Here is a 16371-nt window from a genome sequence, read left to right as displayed (position 1 = left end):
CCCCCACGCAGCCAGCACCCCGTTCGTCTCGGGCCGTCCCCCGGGTCGTGCAGCCGAAGATCCATCCCAAATCTCGCACCCCCCTCGCGAGTGCCCCTGTGAACCTTGGGAGTTAGGCACCATGACCCAGCAGTCCACTGAGCCGAGAACCACGGCGGAAGACGCGGGCGACGGCACGCGTCAACCAGCCGGCCGGTCCTGGCTCGACCGGTACTTCCACATCTCCGACAGAGGGACGACAGTCGGCCGGGAGGTGCGTGGCGGCGTCACCACCTTCATGGCGATGGCGTACATCGTCCTCCTCAACCCGGTGATCCTGACCACGACCAAGGACATCACCGGCGCCACGCTCAGCGCAGATCAGGTGACCACGGCGACCGCGCTGGCCGCCGCCGTCACCACGATCGCGATGGGCTTCCTGGGCAACGTCCCGCTCGCCCTGGCCGCCGGCCTCAGCGTCTCGGCCGTGATGTCGTTCCAGGTCGCCCCGCAGATGACCTGGGACAACGCCTGGGCGATGTGCGTCATCTACGGCGCCGTGATCGTCCTGTTGGTCGTCACCGGTATGCGCGAACTGATCATGAACGCGATACCGTTGCCGCTCAAGCACGCGATCACCATGGGCATCGGCCTGTTCGTCTGCCTCATCGGCCTCGTCCAGGCGGGCTTCGTCACCTCGATGCCCGGCCCGGGCGGCCTCGCCGGCGCCAAGCCGATCCAGCTCGGCACCGCCGACATGCTCACCGGCTGGCCCGTCCTGTGCTTCGCCTTCACCGTCCTGCTGATCTTCCTGCTCCAGGTCCGCAAGGTGCCCGGCGCGATCCTCATCGGCATCGTCGGCGGTACGGTCTTCTCCGCGATCGTGCACCAGGTCGCCGGGCTGACCGTCAAGGACTGGGGCGGCCGCAACGCGCCGGTGATCTCCGGCTCCATCGTCTCCAAGCCCGACTTCGGACTGCTGGGCCATGTCTCCTTCAGCGGACTGGGTGGCGTCGGCGGCATCACCATCGGCGTCATCGTCTTCACCCTCGTGCTCGCCGGCTTCTTCGACGCCATGGGCACCATCATCGGCATCGGCCAACAGGCCAACCTCGCCGACAAGGACGGCAAGATGCCGGGCCTGAACAAGGCCCTGGCCATCGACGGTGCGGGCGGTGTCATCGGCGGCCTCACCGGCGCCTCCGGCCAGACCGTGTTCGTCGAGTCCACCGCGGGCGTCGGCGACGGTGCGCGCACCGGCCTCGCCAGCGTCGTCACCGGCCTCGGCTTCGCGCTCTGCCTGTTCTTCACCCCGCTGGCCCAGGTGATCCCCACCCAGGTCGCGGCCGCCGCCCTGGTGGTGATCGGCTCGATGATGCTGACCAACGCCAAGCACATCAACTGGGACGACCCGGCGACCTCCATCCCGGTGTTCCTGACGACGGTCCTCATGCCGTTCACGTACTCCATCACCGCGGGCATCGCGGCCGGCGTCATCGCGCACGTGGCGATCAAGGCCGTCCAGGGCAAGTGGCGCGAGCCCGGCTGGCTGATGTGGGTGCTCTCCCTGGTGTTCCTGGCCTACTTCTCGCTCAACCCGATCGAGCACTGGCTGGGCGTGCACCACTGACCCGCCCCTTCCACCCTTCCGCAATCCGTAAGGAGACCGACATGCTGGACATCGCCGAAGAGCTGCACCGGTGGGTCGAGCAGGGCCGTGAGTTCGCGGTGGCCACCGTGGTGGCCACCAACGGCAGCGCGCCCCGCCAGCCCGGAGCCGCCCTCGCGGTCGACAGTGACGGTACGGCGATCGGGTCGGTCTCCGGAGGATGTGTGGAGGGAGCGGTCTACGAACTGTGCCAGGAGGCGCTTCAGACCGGTCAGCCGGTTCTGGAGCGCTTCGGGTACAGCGACGAGGATGCCTTCGCCGTCGGCCTGACCTGTGGCGGCATCATCGACATCCTCGTCCAACCGGTGCGGACGAGCGTCCCGCGCTCCGCAGACAACGGCGGAGCGATGGGGGAGTTGGTGGACAGCACTGCCGACACGCTCGCCGCCGGGCTGGCCGCCGCCGCCACGGGTGCGGCGGCGGCCCTCGCCCGGGTGATCCAGGGCCCCGCCGAACTCCTCGGCCGCGCCCTGCTGGTCCGCCCCGACGGCAGCCACACCGGCACCCTCGGCGGGCACCCGGCCCTGGACCACACCGCGGTCGAGGAGACCCGCGCCCTGCTGGACGCCGGCCGCACCACGACGGTCGAGATCGGCACGGGCTTCGCATCCGAGGACGCGTCAGAGGGCGAAGGCGGAGCGCAGCGGAGCGGCTCGCGGTGCGGCCAACCGGTCGTCCTCCTCGTCGAATCCTCCGTCCCCGCCCCACGGATGATCGTCTTCGGCGCGATCGACTTCGCGTCCGCGTTGGTGCGGGTCGGCAAGTTCCTCAACTACCACGTCACCGTGTGCGATGCGCGACCGGTCTTCGCCACCCGGACCCGCTTCCCGGAGGCCGACGAGATCGTCGTCGACTGGCCGCACCGCTACCTCGACTCCCAGGAACTCGACTCGCGCGCGGTGCTCTGCGTCCTCACCCACGACGCCAAGTTCGACGTCCCCCTGCTGGAGCGGGCGCTCAGGCTCCCGGTCGCCTACGTGGGCGCCATGGGGTCGCGCCGCACCCACCTCGACCGCCAGCAGCGGCTGCGCGACGTCGGCCTGACCGAGCTCGAACTCAACCGGCTGCGCTCGCCGATCGGCCTCGACCTCGGTGCGCGCACGCCCGAGGAGACCGCCCTGTCCATCGCCGCCGAGATCGTCGCCAACCGCCGTGGCGGCACCGGCACCCCGCTGACCGGCGCGCACACCCCCATCCATCACGACACGACCCGGCCGGTGGGGCGGATCGGGTCGGTGGCCTGAGGGCCGGGCCGGAGGTCTCCGATCACCCGAAGGCCATCGGAGGGCGTCGCCGCGGGCGGCGCCCTCCGCCTTTTCCCTGCGGCCGTGCCCAGTGAAAACGAAAACTTGGCCAAAAGGATGAGGGGGCACTGTACCTGCCGTTCTCGCCGGTGGCCGGCGTGCTGGGCATGCAGGCGCTGCCGGTGAGCTACTCCCCCTGGCTGCTGGCCACCCTGGCCGCGTACTGCCTGCTCACCCAGGGCGTGAAGACCTGGTACGTGCGCAGGTTCCACGCCTGGCTGTGACGGCGGCGCGCGCCACGGGCCCTCGCGGACAGAGCCGGGCCCTCGCGGACAGAACCCGGGCCCTTGCGGACAGAAATCGTCCGCAAGGGCCCGTACCGTTGTCGGTATGACGCAGCGCCCCACGACCCCCGTGCTCACCGCCCGCGCCCTGGGCCGCGCCACCCTCGCCCGCCAACTCCTGCTCCACCGCAGCGACCGGGACGTCCTCGACGCCGTGGAGCGGCTGGTCGGACTCCAGGCCCAGGCGCCCCGCCCGCCCTACCTCGCGCTCGCCGCCCGGCTGGCCGACTTCCGGCCGCAGCGGCTCTCCGACCTCCTCGCGGACCGGCGGGCCGTCCGGATCTCGGTGATGCGCTCCACCCTCCACCTGGTCAGCGCCCGTGACGCCCGGCTGCTGCGTCCGCTCCTGAAGCCGGTACACGACCGCACCCTGCGCAGCAACTTCGCCCGGCGGCTGACCGGCGTCGACCTGGACCGGCTGGCCGCGGTCGCCCGTGCGCACGTCGACGAGCGGCCGCTGACGTTCCAGGAGTTGGGGGAGCGGCTCCAGGAGGAGTGGCCGCGGCACGAGGGTCGGTCGCTGGCCACGGCCGCCCGTCAACAGCTGCCGCTGGTCCAGGTCACCCCGCGGGGTCTGTGGGGGCGCGGCGGCCGGGCGGCGCACACCACCCTCGACACCTGGCTGGCCGGCGCGCCCCGACCGGTACCGGAGCCCGCGCCCGCCGACGCGGACCCCCAACAGGCCCTGGCCTCCGTCCTGTTGCGCTACCTGGCCGCATTCGGACCGGCATCCGTCAAGGACATGCAGACCTGGTGCGGTCTGACCCGGCTGGGCGAGGTGGTCGAGCCGCTGCGGCCACGTCTGCGCACCTTCCGCGACGAGAACGGCGTCGAGCTCTTCGACCTGCCCGAGGTGCCACTGCCGGACCCGGACGCCGATGCACCGGTCCGCTTCCTGCCGGAATTCGACAACGTGGCGCTCTCGCACGCCGACCGCACCCGCATCCTCGCGCCCGAACACCAGGGCCGCACCTGGGACCGCAACATCGCCTACCGCGTCGTCCTCGTCGACGGGACCATCCGCGCGCTGTGGAGCATCGACACCCGCGGCGACCGCGCCCAGTTGACCGTCGAACCGTTCGTCCCGCTCACCGCGGCGGAGCGCACCGAGGTGGAGGACGAGGCGGCCGGCGTGCTGCGGATGACGGCACCGGACGCGGCGGCGTACGACGTCCGCTACGGCCGGGTCGCCAAGGGCGGGCCGGGCCCGGCGAAAACGGGATGACGCCCCCGGCGCGGCGGGTTAGCGTCCCGGCGTGACCAGTGACGACCACTCCACCGCCGGCATCGACGTCCGGGACGTTCCCGAGACCGATATCGACCAGGCCCTGGACCTCTCCTACCTCGCCTTCCACCTCAAGCCGTCCGACGCCACCCGCAAGTACCACCACGACCTGCTGCGGGCCTGTGTCCGGATCGGTGCCTACGACGGCGGGCGGCTGGTCGGACTGGTCGCCGCGCACCGTCTCTCCCTCACCGTCCCGGGCGGTCAACTCCCCTGTGTGGCCGTGGACTTCGTCAATGTCGCACCCACGCACCGGCGCCGCGGGGCGCTCACCTCGATGATGGACGGGCTCTGGCGCCGCTGCGCCGACGAGGGGCGGCCGATCGCCTGCCTCTGGGCGTCCGAGAGCGCCATCTACGGCCGCTTCGGCTTCGGCATCGCCACCGAGGCGTACCACGTCGAGGTGGACTCGTCCCGCCCGCTCGCGCTGCGCGTCGCCCCCGACGGCCGGCCGTTGCGCCTGGTCGACCCGGCCGACGCGCCCGCGCTGCTCGCCCCCTGCTACGACGCCGGTCTGCCGCACCGCGCCGGCCGGTTCACCCGCGACGAGCAGTGGTGGCGCCAGCAGGTACTGGACCTCGAAGGCACCGCGTCCAACGCCGACCAGCACGGCTTCGGAGCGCTGCGCGTGGTGGTGCTCGGTGCGCCCGGCGAGCAGCCCGGCGGCTATGCCCTCTACCGCACCCGCGGCCCGGGCGACGGCCGTCCCGGCACGGTCTCGGTCGAGGAACTGGAGGCGGAGTCCGCCCCGGCCACCGCCGCCCTGTGGGCCTACCTCGCCGCGATCGACCTCACCTCGACCGTACGGGGCCCCCGGCCCGCCGACGATCCGCTGCTGTACCTGGCCGCCGACCGCGACCAGGTGCGCGTCACCAGCCAGGAGCCGTGTCTCTGGGCGCGGTTGGTGGACGTCCGAGCCGCGCTCACCGCCCGCTCCTGGGCGTCCCCCGTCGACCTCGTCGTCGACCTCACCGACGCCGTACTGCCCGCCAACGAGGGCCGCTTCCGCCTGACCGCCGGCCCCGACGGCGCCACCTGGGAGCCCTCCACCGACGCCCCCGACATCGTCCTGGACGTCCGGGAGTTGGCCGCCTGCTACCTGGGCGGCACCCCGCTGCGGCGCTTCGTGCAGGCGGGCCTGGCCACCGAACGCACCCCGGGCGCCGTCCGCCGCCTGGACGCCGCCCTGGAGACCGCCTGGCTGCCCTTCACCGGGGAGAACTACTGAGTCCCCGGCGCGGGCCGCTCACCCGCATCGCCCCGCCGCGACCCCAGCGCCGCCATCACCACCACGTCGTGCCACGCGCCGTCCCAGAACAGCGCCTCCCGCATCCGCCCCTCCACCTCGAAGCCGCACTTCTCGTACGCCCGCCGGGCGCGGTCGTTGAAGGCGAAGACCTCCAGCTGCACGCGGTGCAGCCGCACACGGTCGAAGGCGTAGTCGAGGAGCAGGCGGATCGCCTCGGTGCCGATACCGCGACCGGTGGCCTCCGCGGCGAGGGCGATGCGGAAGGTGCCGTGGGCGTTGTGCCGGTCGATCTGGCTGAGCGCGAGGTCGCCCAGGTAGGTACCGGTCTCCCGGTCCTCGATGGCCAGGTCGAGGCGGTCGGTGCGCTCGGCGGCGCCGGCGCACCAGTCCTGTAGCTCCGTCAGCGTCCAGTGGTGGTGGGTGCCGGTCAGCCGGCGGGTCTCGGGGTCCAGGAAGGTGGTGTGGAAGGCGGCCGCATGCCGTAGCGACAGCGGCGCCAGCCGTATCCGGGCGCCGGTCAGTACGGGCTTCTCGGCGAGTGCGGTGGTGTCGATCATGCGGCGCATGATGTCTGTGCCACGGCCGTACCAGCAAGGGAATTGCCCAGGCCAACGCCGGGGAACCGCCCGGTCCGCCCGGCTTCCCCTACTAGGGCAGCACCCCCGCCCGCCGTGCCTCGACGACCGCCTGGAGGCGGGTGTGGGCGTTCAGTTTGCGCATGGCGGAGCGGAGGTAGCCCTTCACGGTTTCCGGCCGCAGGCCGAGGCGGTCCGCCACCACGGCGTTGGTGGCTCCGGACGCCACGCAGGCCAGGACGTCGATCTCGCGCGGGGCGAGGGCGGGGCCCGGCTGCGTACGAGGGCCCCCGGACGCCGCGGCGAGACGGCCGCAGGCCGCCAGCATCTGCTCGCGGAGAAGCGGGTCGGCGACCCGCTGGGCCAGGGTGCGCAGTTCGCCGTGCGCCGCGCGGACCTCCTCCCACTTCGCGGGGTCGTCGGCGGTCGATGGTGGTCCCGCGTGCGCCTCACGAGCGTGGGGGAGGGCGACCGCGAGCAGGCGGGCCGCCTCGTCCTGCACCAGTAGTGCCTGCTCCAGTTCACGAGCGGCTTCCACTGCGGCCGACAACGGGCGGTCGCCGAGCCGTACCGGGTGGCGCAGCGCCCCGTACAGCACCCCGCGCACCCGGCGCCGGACGATCACCGGAACGGCGAGCACCGACCGCAGCCCCTCGGCCGCGACCGCCGCGTCGTACTCGTGACTGATGGCAGAGGACGCGGCGTAGTCGGCCACGGCGAAGGGGCGGCAGCGGGCCACCGCTTTGCCGCCCAGGCCGTTGCCCCGGAGGATGTCCAGCCCGCGCAGCGCCGCGGTCTCGGTGCCGGAGAGTTCGTCGATGCGGTAGCGACCGCTACCGGCCAGCAGCCCGCCGAAGGCCACCGGCAGCCCGCAGTCCCGCCGTAGCCGGGAGAGCGCCGCCCGCACGTCCACTGAATCGTCCGCCCCCGACCGCAGCTGCACGCCGAAACCTCCGCTTCCCCCCGTTCGGGGGTGGTGAGACCTGCGCCAGTGATTACACGATGGCAGGAGGCGGTGCGCAACCTGGAGGACGTATGACCCACACGGAATCCGGTGCGACGGGCCACCGGATCTCCCCCACGCCCGGGAGATCCTGCCCCACCGTGCGGATGACCGCGTGACCGCGTGACCGCGTGACCCGCGGCGCCCTTGCCGCCGTGAAGGCCGTTGCGCCACCCCCTGCCGGCCCTCGGCCACTGTCAGACTCAAACCCCGGTTGCAGCGTGCAGTAGACGCGTCTGTGCCGAGATCATCCGAGCGCAGGAGAGAACAGCATGCGGACACCGATGACGATCGCGGACTTCCTGGACCGGGCCGAGCTGGGCTTCCGCGACAGCCCGGGCGTGGTCGACGAGCCGCATCAGCCCGCCCCGCCGGTGCCCGAGACGACCTACGGAGGGTTCGGCGACCGGGTGCGGGCCTGGCAGGCCGGACTGGACGCGCTGGGAGTCGGCGAGGGCGAGCGGGTGGCAGTGGCCGGCCACAACTCCGCACGCCTGCTGGAGCTGCTGTTCGCGGTGCCGATGAGCGGCCGGATCTGCGTCCCGGTGAACTTCCGCCTCAAGCCGGAGGAAGTCGCCTACATGGTGGCGCAGAGCGGGTCCTCGGTCCTCCTCGTCGACCCGGAGCTGGACGAGGCGCTCTCCGACGTCAAGGTGCGCCACCGCTTCGTCCTCGGCGAGCAGACCGAGTCGGAGGTGATGCGGTTCGGCGTGGAGCCGCGCCCCTGGTCGGCGCCGGACGAGGACGCCACCGCGACCATCAACTACACCTCGGGCACCACCGCCCGCCCCAAGGGCGTACAGCTGACCCACCGCAACATCTGGGTCAACGGCATGACCTTCGGCCTGCACACCCGGGTGTGGGAGCGCGATGTGTACCTGCACACGCTGCCGATGTTCCACTGCAACGGCTGGGGCATGCCGTATGTGATGGCGGGCCTCGGCGTGAAGCAGGTGGTGCTGCGCAAGGTCGACGGCACGGAGATCCTCCGGCGGGTCGACGAGCACGGCGTCACGCTCATGTGCGGTGCGCCGGCGGTGTGGAACCTGGTGCTCGACGCCGCGGCGTCGTGGGAGGGCGAGATCCCGGGACGGGACCGTGTGCGCGTCGTCTGCGCGGGCGCTCCGCCGCCGACCAGGACGATCCAACGGATGGAGGAGGAGCTGGGCTGGGAGTTCACCCAGATCTACGGCCTGACCGAGACCTCGCCCCTGCTCACCTTCAACCGCACCCGGCCCGCGGACGCCGACCTGCCCGCCGAGGAACGGGCGCGCAAGCTCTCCCGCGCCGGCCTGCCCGCGCTCGGGGTGAAGCTGAAGGTGTCCGGGTCGGGTGAGGTCCTGGCCCGCTCGAACACGGTGCTCAACGGCTATTGGGACAAGCCGGAGGAGACGGCGGAGGCGCTGGAGGACGGCTGGTTCCACACCGGCGACGGCGGCACCCTCGACGAGGCCGACGGCTACCTCACGATCTCGGACCGGAAGAAGGACGTGATCATCACCGGGGGCGAGAACGTGTCGTCCATCGAGGTGGAGGACACGATCTTCAGCCATCCGGCGGTCGCCGAGGTCGCCGTCATCGGCGTTCCGCACGAGAAGTGGGGCGAGACGATCAAGGCCCTGGTCGTCCTGGCCGAGGGCGCGACGGCCCTGGAGTCCGACATCATCGCCCACTGCAAACGGCACATGGCCGGCTACAAGGCTCCGACGTCGGTGGAGTTCCGCGACTCCATTCCCCGCACGGCCACCGGAAAGATCCAGAAGTTCAAGCTGCGACAGCCGTACTGGTCCGGGTTCGACCGCGGGGTCAACTGACCGGGGCTCGTACGGGGCTCGTACGGGGCATGCCGGGCGGGCCGGTGTGCCCACGCCCGCGGGCGACGCCGAGGCGAAATCCGAACATGACTTCGCAAGGCGCAAGGGCGGGCGACCCCGAGGCCCTCGGGGCACGGGGTGCGCCCTGTTGGGCACGGCGCGTACCGGTTGTTCGTGGAGTGGCAGGTCTCCGGCGGGCAACCTTGAGTCCTGGCCCCCTACGGGCCCGTCCGGCGGCTGGAGTTCGCCGACCTGCCGAAGACCGTCTCCGGTGAGATCCGCCGTATCGCGCCGCGCGAACGCACCGCGCAGCGCGACGGTGGCGCCGCGTACTGGGAGGAGAACCACCGATGACCCCGTCGCACGAGGAACTGTCGTACGCCAGCGGGGCCGCCGAGCGGCCGCTGCTCGGGCGCACCATCGGCGCCGACCTGGCCCGCACCATCGCCCGGTTCGGCGACCGCGAGGCGCTGGTCGAAGTGGCGACCGGCCGCCGCTGGACCTACGACGAGCTGGGCCGCGCCGTCGACGAGGTGGCGCTGGGACTGCTGGCCAAGGGGCTGCGCAAGGGTGACCGGGTGGGTATCTGGGCGCCCAACTGCGCCGAATGGGTGCTGGTCCAGTACGCCACCGCCAAGATCGGCGCCATCCTGGTCAACGTCAACCCGGCCTACCGGGTGCATGAGTTGGCGTATGTGCTCCAACAGGCCGGCATCACCGTCCTGGTGTCCGCCATCCATCACAAGGCCAGCGACTACCGCCGGATGATCGAGCAGGTGCGCGCCGACTGCCCGGCGCTGCGCGACGTCGTCTACATCGGCGACCCGACGTCCTGGGGCGGGCTGCTGGCCGCCGGCGCCGCCGTGCCGTCCGCCCGGCTCGGCGAGTGCGAAAGGGCCCTGACCGCGGACGACCCGGTCAACATCCAGTACACCTCGGGCACCACCGGCTTCCCCAAGGGGGCCACCCTCTCGCACCACAACATCCTGAACAACGGCTACTGGGTCGGCGAAACCCTCGCCTACACCGAACACGACCGGGTGTGCCTGCCGGTGCCCTTCTACCACTGCTTCGGCATGGTGATGGGCAATCTCGGCGCCACCTCGCACGGTGGCTGCATCGTCATCCCGGCCCCCGCCTTCGACGCCACCGCAACCCTGAAGGCCGTCCAGGACGAGCGCTGCACCTCCCTCTACGGCGTCCCCACCATGTTCATCGCCGAGCTCAACCACCCGGACTTCGCCTCGTACGACCTCTCCTCGCTCCGCACCGGCATCATGGCGGGCTCGCCGTGTCCGGAGGAGGTGATGAAGCGGGTGGTCACCGAGATGCACATGGGCGAGGTGTCCATCTGTTACGGCATGACCGAGACCTCACCGGTCTCCACCCAGACCCGCCGTGACGACGACCTGGAACACCGCACCGCGACCGTCGGACGGGTGCTGCCGCACATCGAGGTCAAGGTCGTCGACCCGGCGAGCGGGGTGACCGTGCCGCGCGGCACACCGGGCGAACTGTGCACCCGCGGCTACAGCGTGATGCTCGGCTACTGGGAGGACGCCGAGCGCACCGCCGAGGTCGTCGACACCGCCCGCTGGATGCACACCGGGGACCTCGCGGTGATGAACGACGACGGCTACGTCCGGATCGTCGGCCGCATCAAGGACATGATCATCCGGGGTGGCGAGAACGTCTACCCGCGCGAGATCGAGGAGTTCCTCTACTCCCACCCCAAGATCGCCGACGTCCAGGTGGTCGGCGTGCCGGACGAGAAGTACGGCGAGGAGATCGCCGCCTGCGTCATCCTCCGTGACCCCGAAGACCCGCTCACCCGCGACGAGTTGGCCCGCTACTGCCGCTCCCGGCTCGCGCACTACAAGGTGCCGCGCTACCTGGAGATTCTCGACGCCTTCCCGATGACCGTCAGCGGCAAGGTCCGCAAGGTCGAGCTGCGCGAGCGGCTGGCGGCGGGGCTGGGGCGGGTGCCGCAGTGACGCCGGGGCGGCGAACGGCCTGGGGCTGAAGACCGACTGGGCGGGGGCGGGGGCGGCTCCTCAGCGCTGCCGTTCTCCCGGCCAGTCGAGCAACAGCCGCTGAGCGCGCGGCAGTGAGGCCACCACCAGGTCGTAGGAGTCCTCGATCATGTCGAGCACCAGCCGGTCGGGCAGCTCGCCGTCCAGCGAAACGGTGTTCCAGTGCCGCTTGTTGAGGTGGTAGCCCGGCACCACCTCCGGATGCGCCGCCCGCAGCCGTTGGGCCAGCTCCGGGTCGCACTTGAGGCTCACGGTGAGCGGCCGGTCCGTGAGCGTCGTCAGCGCGAAGATCTTGCCGCCGACCTTGAATGTCGATACGTCCGGGTGCCGGGGGAAGGGGAATTCCTCGGTCGAGCCGTTGAAGTCCAGGCAGGCGGACCGGAGGGTGTTCGCGTCGATCATGGCGTCATTATGACGGCCCCTTTGAGCTTTCTGACGGGTCGTCATATGCATCGTCATGCGGTGTGACGGCACGGCTCGCGTCGCATGGCGACCCGTGGCCAGCGGTCCAGTCCCAGCTCCACCTCATGGGCGCGAACGGCCCGCAGCTCCGGGCCGAGTTCGCCCTCGCCGAGCACCCGGAAGCCGATCCGTGCGTAATACGGAGCGTTCCACGGCACCTCGGCGAAGGTGGTCAGGGTCACCGGGACCGCGCCGCCGTCCCGCTCCGCCCGGTCGATGAGCGCCCGGCCGACACCGCGGCGCGCGTGGTCCGGATGCACCGACACCTGCTCGACGTGGGTGCAGCCGTCGACCGGCTCCCAGAGCAGATAGCCGATCGGCCGATCATCCTCGTACGCGGCCAGCGCCCGACCGGCCTGCTGGTACTCCCTCAGCCGGGCCAGTGAGGGCGGCTCGTCGTCCGCGACCGGCGCCATGCCCAGCGCGCGGAAGGGCTCCCCGGCGGCGCGTTCGATGGCGCGCAGGGCGGACAGCTCGGCCTCGGTCGGTACTTCGATGATCACCGGGTCAGTGTTGCCGCCGGTGCCGGGCGGCGCGACCGGGTTTCCGGCGGGCGGGGCCGTGGACGCCGGCTCAGCGGCCCGCCGCACCGTACTTGATCAGCTCGTCGGCCGGGTCGTTGACCGGCTGCGGGGTGCCCGTGAGGTCCATGACGAACAGCGGGATGTGCAGTTCGTCGGCGCGTGCCCGGGCGTCCCGGGCATAGCCGGCGAGGGAGAAGAAGACCGCGATGGCCGAGTCGTTGAGGCCGTTGAGCCAGACGCACTCGATCTCGCGCAGTTGGGTGGCACGGGTGGTCGGGTCGACCTGGGCCACCACTCCCGTGCCGCGCAGGTCCACGCCGGAGGCGGTGCGCTCCTGGGCCCGTGCCACATCGGTGTAGCCCAGCCACTTCAGATACTGCTCGGCGGCGGTGACGCAGTCGCGGGCGGTACGGATCGTGACCGGGCGGAAGGCGGGCCGCAGGATGGCGCGCGGAGTGTCGGCGGGCGTCGGCGTGCGGCTGGGCGCGGGTCTGCCGAGCGAGGGGAAGGTGGGCGGTGGCGGGCTGGGTGCCGGGACGACCGGGACCCGGACGACCGTGCCGCAGGCGCACCCGGACTCCGGCGCCGGCCATTCGTCCTGGCGCCCACAGACCTCGCAGCGCACCTCCACCCAGGAGGCCTGCCAGGTGCGGTGCAGTATCTCCACGGGCACCCCGCCCCGCAGGACGGGCATGGTCAGCGGGGCGCCGCAGGCGCACGGGAAGGTGGGCGGGGTGAAAGCGTTCTCGCGGCGGCACGTGGGGCACCGCACCGGCACGCTGTCGGCCATGGTCGGCTCCTGGCGGATAGGGCGAGCATGCGGGGTGATTCCGCTGCTGCTCCCATCGTCTCTCCAAAACCCGGTACCGGTGGCTGATTTGCGCCGAGCGCGCCCGTTCTCAGGGAGAAATCAGGGGAGCCGGGGCGCACGCGGGGCGCATGGCGGCGCACACCGGCGGGCTCCCGGTGCACCCCCGATGCTCACGACGCACAGGGCCCGGAATCCGTGACCGTACGAATTCCGGGCCCTGTGCCGTGGTTCCCGTCCGACAGTGCGAGAGATGGGCGCGACAGGACATCGCACCGCCGGACGGAGTCTGTGGGGGAGGGGTGAGGGAGGCGGGCTCCGCGGCCGGGGGAGGTGGCTCGCCCTTCCTGTCGGGCGAGCACTGCCACCGCACTGGAATCTCCCCGGAAGCCGCGGAGCTCGCGCTCCGTCTCCGTACCGGCCGACCACCCCTCAACGGGCCGGCCGGTACGGATGCGCAAGGAGGCCGACCTCCCGTCAGTCCTCGCGCAGCTCGCGGACCCTGGCTTCGACGCGCTTGCCGTAGTCCGGGTCGGCGGCGTGGAAGTGTGCGAGGTTCTTCTCGACCAGGTCGTCGCGGCCGACCTGGGAGAGGCCGCCGGCGATGTTGTCCACCAGGCGCTTCTTCTCGTCCTCGGACATCAGGCGGTAGAGCTCACCGGCCTGGAAGAAGTGGTCGTCCTTGGTGTGGGCCGGTGCCTCGTGGGTGCCGGTGTAGCCAGAGACGGCGAGCGGGGCGGAGAGCGCCTCGTTCGTCTGCACCGGGCCGCCGTAGGAGTTCGGCTCGTAGTTCTTGGCGTGCCGGTCGTAGCCGTTGGTCGCCATGAAGCCGTCCCGGCCGTAGTTGTTGGCCTCGGTCGCCTTGGGGGCGTTCACCGGCAGCTGGGTGTGGTTGACGCCCAGGCGGTAGCGGTGCGCGTCGGCGTAGGCGAACAGCCGGCCCTGGAGCATCTTGTCCGGGGACGGGCCGATGCCGGGCACGAAGTTGTTCGGCGAGAAGGCCGACTGCTCGACCTCGGCGAAGACGTTGTCGGGGTTGCGGTCCAGGACCAGCCGGCCGACGCGCTGAAGCGGGTAGTCCGCGTGCGGCCACACCTTCGTCAGGTCGAACGGGTTGAAGCGGTAGTCCGCCGCCTCGGCCGCCGGCATGACCTGCACGTACAGCGTCCAGGAGGGGTAGACACCCCGCTCGATGGACTGCAACAGGTCGGTCTGGTGGCTGTTGGGGTCCTTGCCCGACAGCTCGGCGCCCTGCTCGCTGCTCAGGCAGCGGATGCCCTGGTTCGTCTTGAAGTGGTACTTGACGAAGAAGGCCTCACCCTCGGCGTTCGTCCACTGGTACGTGTGCGAGCCGTAGCCGTTCATGTGGCGGTACGAGGCCGGGATGCCGCGGTCGCCCATGAGCCAGGTGATCTGGTGGGTGGCCTCCGGGGCGTGCGCCCAGAAGTCCCAGACGTTGTCCGGCTCCTGCTTGCCGGTGAAGGGGTCGCGCTTCTGCGAGTGGATGAAGTCCGGGAACTTGATCGGGTCCTTGATGAAGAACACCGGGGTGTTGTTGCCGACGAGGTCGTAGTTGCCCTCTTCGGTGTAGAACTTCAGGGCGAAGCCGCGCGGGTCGCGGGCCGCGTCCGGGCCGCCCAGGTTGTCGGCGACGGTCGAGAAGCGGATGAACGTCTCGGTGCGCTTGCCGACCGTGCTCAGGAACGCGGCGCGGGTGAAGGCGGTGACGTCGTCGGTCACCTCGAAGTAGCCGTACGCCCCGGAACCGCGGGCGTGCACGACGCGCTCCGGGATGCGCTCGCGGTTGAAGCGCGCGAGCTTCTCCAGCAGGTGCTGGTCCTGGAGGATGATCGGGCCGCCGACGCCGGCGGTGGCGGAGTTCTGGTTGTCGGCGACGGGGGCGCCAGCCTCCGTAGTGAGAAAGCGCGCCGTCAGCGTGGGCTTCGACATGGTGACCTTCCGTACGAGAGCGCGGAAGTTGGCTTCCGCATGTCGGAGCGTAAGAAGCACTCCGACCAAACGTCAACAGTTTGTTGAAACAAACCTGGGTGGGTGTGGGACGGGTGTTCCGGGCGGCGGCCGCGCCTGGGCGCGACAGGACAGGTGTCGGCGCGGCCGCCGCCCGGAAGCTGGTGGGAAGCCCTACCCGGCCCGGACCTCGATGAGGACCGGTCGCCGCATGGAGACGGCTTCCTTGCGGGCCCACTCGGCTGCCGAGCGGAGATCCGCCGGATCGAGGACGTCCCGGCCTGCGCAGCCGTAGGCCTCGGCGAGCTTCACGGGGTCCGTGAAGTCCGCTTCGCGGTCGGGCGGGGCGAGCGCGATCAGCACGAAGGACACCTCGTACTGCGCCGCGGCCGCCAGTTCCCCGGCCATGAACGGGACGTCGTGGCCGTCGACGACCACCACGACCTCGGTATCCCGCTCGCCCCGGGAGTCCAGCGCCTTGCGCACGCCGATCGCGGCCGGCACCTCCCAGCCGGGAGGGCCGCTGCGGGCACAGGGGCCCAGCGCGCCGCTGACGACGTACGGGTCCGCCCCGAAGAACCCGGCCAGCTCCTCGACGAGGGCGGGCACCGGAGGACGGAGCCCGACGGAGTCGACGGGGCCGGCGGGGCCGGCGGAGTCGACGGGGCCGGCGGGTCGGGACCGGGGCGCCGCGGCCGGCAGCCGCGGCTGCCCACCCCCGTGCACCGCCCGCGGCGACCGGGGCCCGACCACCGGGCCGCCCTCGGCGTCATGGGCGATCTCCGTCGTGGCCAACTCGGCCGGGACGTCGATCAGTACCGGACCGGGCCGGCCTTCCTGCGCGATCCGGAAGGCCTCGCGGAAGGCCCCCGGAATCCGTGCCGGATCCTCGATCCGCTCGGCACGCTTGGTGACCGGGCCGGCCAGCCGGAAGAGGTCCGGCGTCCGGAACCCCGCGTGGCTCGCCGGCCCGGCCTCCCGGCGCGGAGCGGTCCCCTCCCGACCGGTGATGCACACCAAGGGGACCGCGTCCTGCTGCGCCGCGTACAGCCCGGTGAGCAGCCGTGCCGCTCCCGGACCCGTGGTCACCGCGGCGACGCCGGCCTTGCCGCTCGTACGGGCCCAGCCGTGCGCCATGTGCGCGGCGGCCTCCTCGTGGCGCACCGACAGATGCGCGATGCCGCCGATCTCCTCCATCGCCGCGTACAGCGGGAGGAGGGCGGCACCGGGGCAGCCGAAGGCGATCTCCACGCCCTCGTCCCGCATGATCTGCACGGCCGCCTGGATGGCGGGAATCCGCTGCGCTGCCATGGACTACTTCTCGGTGGTGTGTCCGGAGAGGCGTTCGACGCCGCGGAGGAGGGCGGAGTGGTCCAGGCCGCCGTCGCCCTGGGCGCGGAGGGAGGCGACGAGG

General features: G+C 71.7%; 14 protein-coding genes and 1 pseudogene. 7 read left to right on the top strand and 8 right to left on the bottom strand.

From position 1 onward, the window contains the following. Nucleotides 1–121: 121 nt before the first annotated feature. From AB0C96_RS13600 to AB0C96_RS13580, 5 genes are all read left to right on the top strand, one after another. Nucleotides 122–1609 (top strand): NCS2 family permease, encoded by a 1488-nt coding sequence (locus tag AB0C96_RS13600; protein WP_362916872.1) that lies wholly within the window; start codon nt 122–124, stop codon nt 1607–1609. A 41-nt stretch (nt 1610–1650) separates the two neighbouring features. After that, nucleotides 1651–2892 carry an XdhC/CoxI family protein gene (locus tag AB0C96_RS13595; protein WP_362916870.1) on the top strand — a complete coding sequence of 414 codons (1242 nt, stop codon included), beginning with the start codon at nt 1651–1653 and terminating at the stop codon, nt 2890–2892. A 158-nt stretch (nt 2893–3050) separates the two neighbouring features. Then, the gene (locus AB0C96_RS13590; protein ID WP_362916868.1) at nt 3051–3176 is read left to right on the top strand and encodes a hypothetical protein; all 126 of its coding nucleotides are present in this window, start codon (nt 3051–3053) and stop codon (nt 3174–3176) included. Between the two features lie 106 nt (nt 3177–3282). Continuing rightward, entirely contained in the window at nt 3283–4461 is a 1179-nt protein-coding gene (locus AB0C96_RS13585; RefSeq protein ID WP_362916867.1) for a winged helix DNA-binding domain-containing protein, read from the top strand. A 31-nt stretch (nt 4462–4492) separates the two neighbouring features. Continuing rightward, the gene (locus AB0C96_RS13580) at nt 4493–5749 is read left to right on the top strand and encodes a GNAT family N-acetyltransferase (RefSeq protein ID WP_362916866.1); all 1257 of its coding nucleotides are present in this window, start codon (nt 4493–4495) and stop codon (nt 5747–5749) included. Here the strand turns inward: AB0C96_RS13580 and AB0C96_RS13575 are convergent. Both AB0C96_RS13575 and AB0C96_RS13570 read right to left on the bottom strand, forming a co-directional pair. Then, the gene (locus AB0C96_RS13575; RefSeq protein WP_362916865.1) at nt 5743–6327 is read right to left on the bottom strand and encodes a GNAT family protein; all 585 of its coding nucleotides are present in this window, start codon (nt 6325–6327) and stop codon (nt 5743–5745) included. The two genes, AB0C96_RS13580 and AB0C96_RS13575, sit on opposite strands and share 7 nt — an antisense overlap. Nucleotides 6328–6418: 91 nt before the next feature. After that, nucleotides 6419–7252: a helix-turn-helix transcriptional regulator gene (locus tag AB0C96_RS13570; RefSeq protein WP_362917091.1), complete on the bottom strand. Its 834-nt coding sequence runs from the start codon at nt 7250–7252 to the stop codon at nt 6419–6421. Nucleotides 7253–7620: 368 nt separating this feature from the next. On the opposite strand from AB0C96_RS13570, the gene AB0C96_RS13565 reads away from it, so the two are divergent. After that, nucleotides 7621–9162, top strand: coding sequence for an AMP-binding protein (locus tag AB0C96_RS13565; protein ID WP_362916863.1), 1542 nt, complete (start codon nt 7621–7623; stop codon nt 9160–9162). 350 nt (nt 9163–9512) lie between these two features. Beyond that, nucleotides 9513–11156, top strand: coding sequence for an AMP-binding protein (locus AB0C96_RS13560; RefSeq protein ID WP_362916861.1), 1644 nt, complete (start codon nt 9513–9515; stop codon nt 11154–11156). A gap of 60 nt (nt 11157–11216) precedes the next feature. On the opposite strand, the gene AB0C96_RS13555 is transcribed toward AB0C96_RS13560, so the two are convergent. The 6 genes and pseudogenes from AB0C96_RS13555 to AB0C96_RS13530 all read right to left on the bottom strand — a co-directional run. After that, nucleotides 11217–11597, bottom strand: coding sequence for an MmcQ/YjbR family DNA-binding protein (locus AB0C96_RS13555; protein WP_362916859.1), 381 nt, complete (start codon nt 11595–11597; stop codon nt 11217–11219). A gap of 53 nt (nt 11598–11650) precedes the next feature. After that, a complete protein-coding gene (locus AB0C96_RS13550; RefSeq protein WP_362916857.1) occupies nt 11651–12160 on the bottom strand; it encodes a GNAT family N-acetyltransferase in 510 nt (169 codons plus the stop codon). A 70-nt stretch (nt 12161–12230) separates the two neighbouring features. Next, on the bottom strand, nt 12231–12971 hold the full coding sequence (locus AB0C96_RS13545; protein ID WP_362916855.1) for a hypothetical protein: 741 nt from the start codon (nt 12969–12971) through the stop codon (nt 12231–12233). 495 nt (nt 12972–13466) lie between these two features. Then, the gene (locus AB0C96_RS13540; protein WP_362917089.1) at nt 13467–14924 is read right to left on the bottom strand and encodes a catalase; all 1458 of its coding nucleotides are present in this window, start codon (nt 14922–14924) and stop codon (nt 13467–13469) included. Nucleotides 14925–15131: 207 nt separating this feature from the next. Further along, a complete protein-coding gene (locus AB0C96_RS13535; RefSeq protein WP_362916853.1) occupies nt 15132–16268 on the bottom strand; it encodes a thiamine pyrophosphate-binding protein in 1137 nt (378 codons plus the stop codon). 3 nt (nt 16269–16271) lie between these two features. Next, nucleotides 16272–16371 (bottom strand): annotated as a pseudogene (locus AB0C96_RS13530) (2-hydroxy-3-oxopropionate reductase); the annotation flags it as partial.

Source organism: Streptomyces sp. NPDC048506, assembly GCF_040651315.1.
In the GTDB taxonomy this organism is placed as follows: domain Bacteria; phylum Actinomycetota; class Actinomycetes; order Streptomycetales; family Streptomycetaceae; genus Streptomyces.
This window is presented reverse-complemented; position numbering and strand designations above follow the sequence as displayed.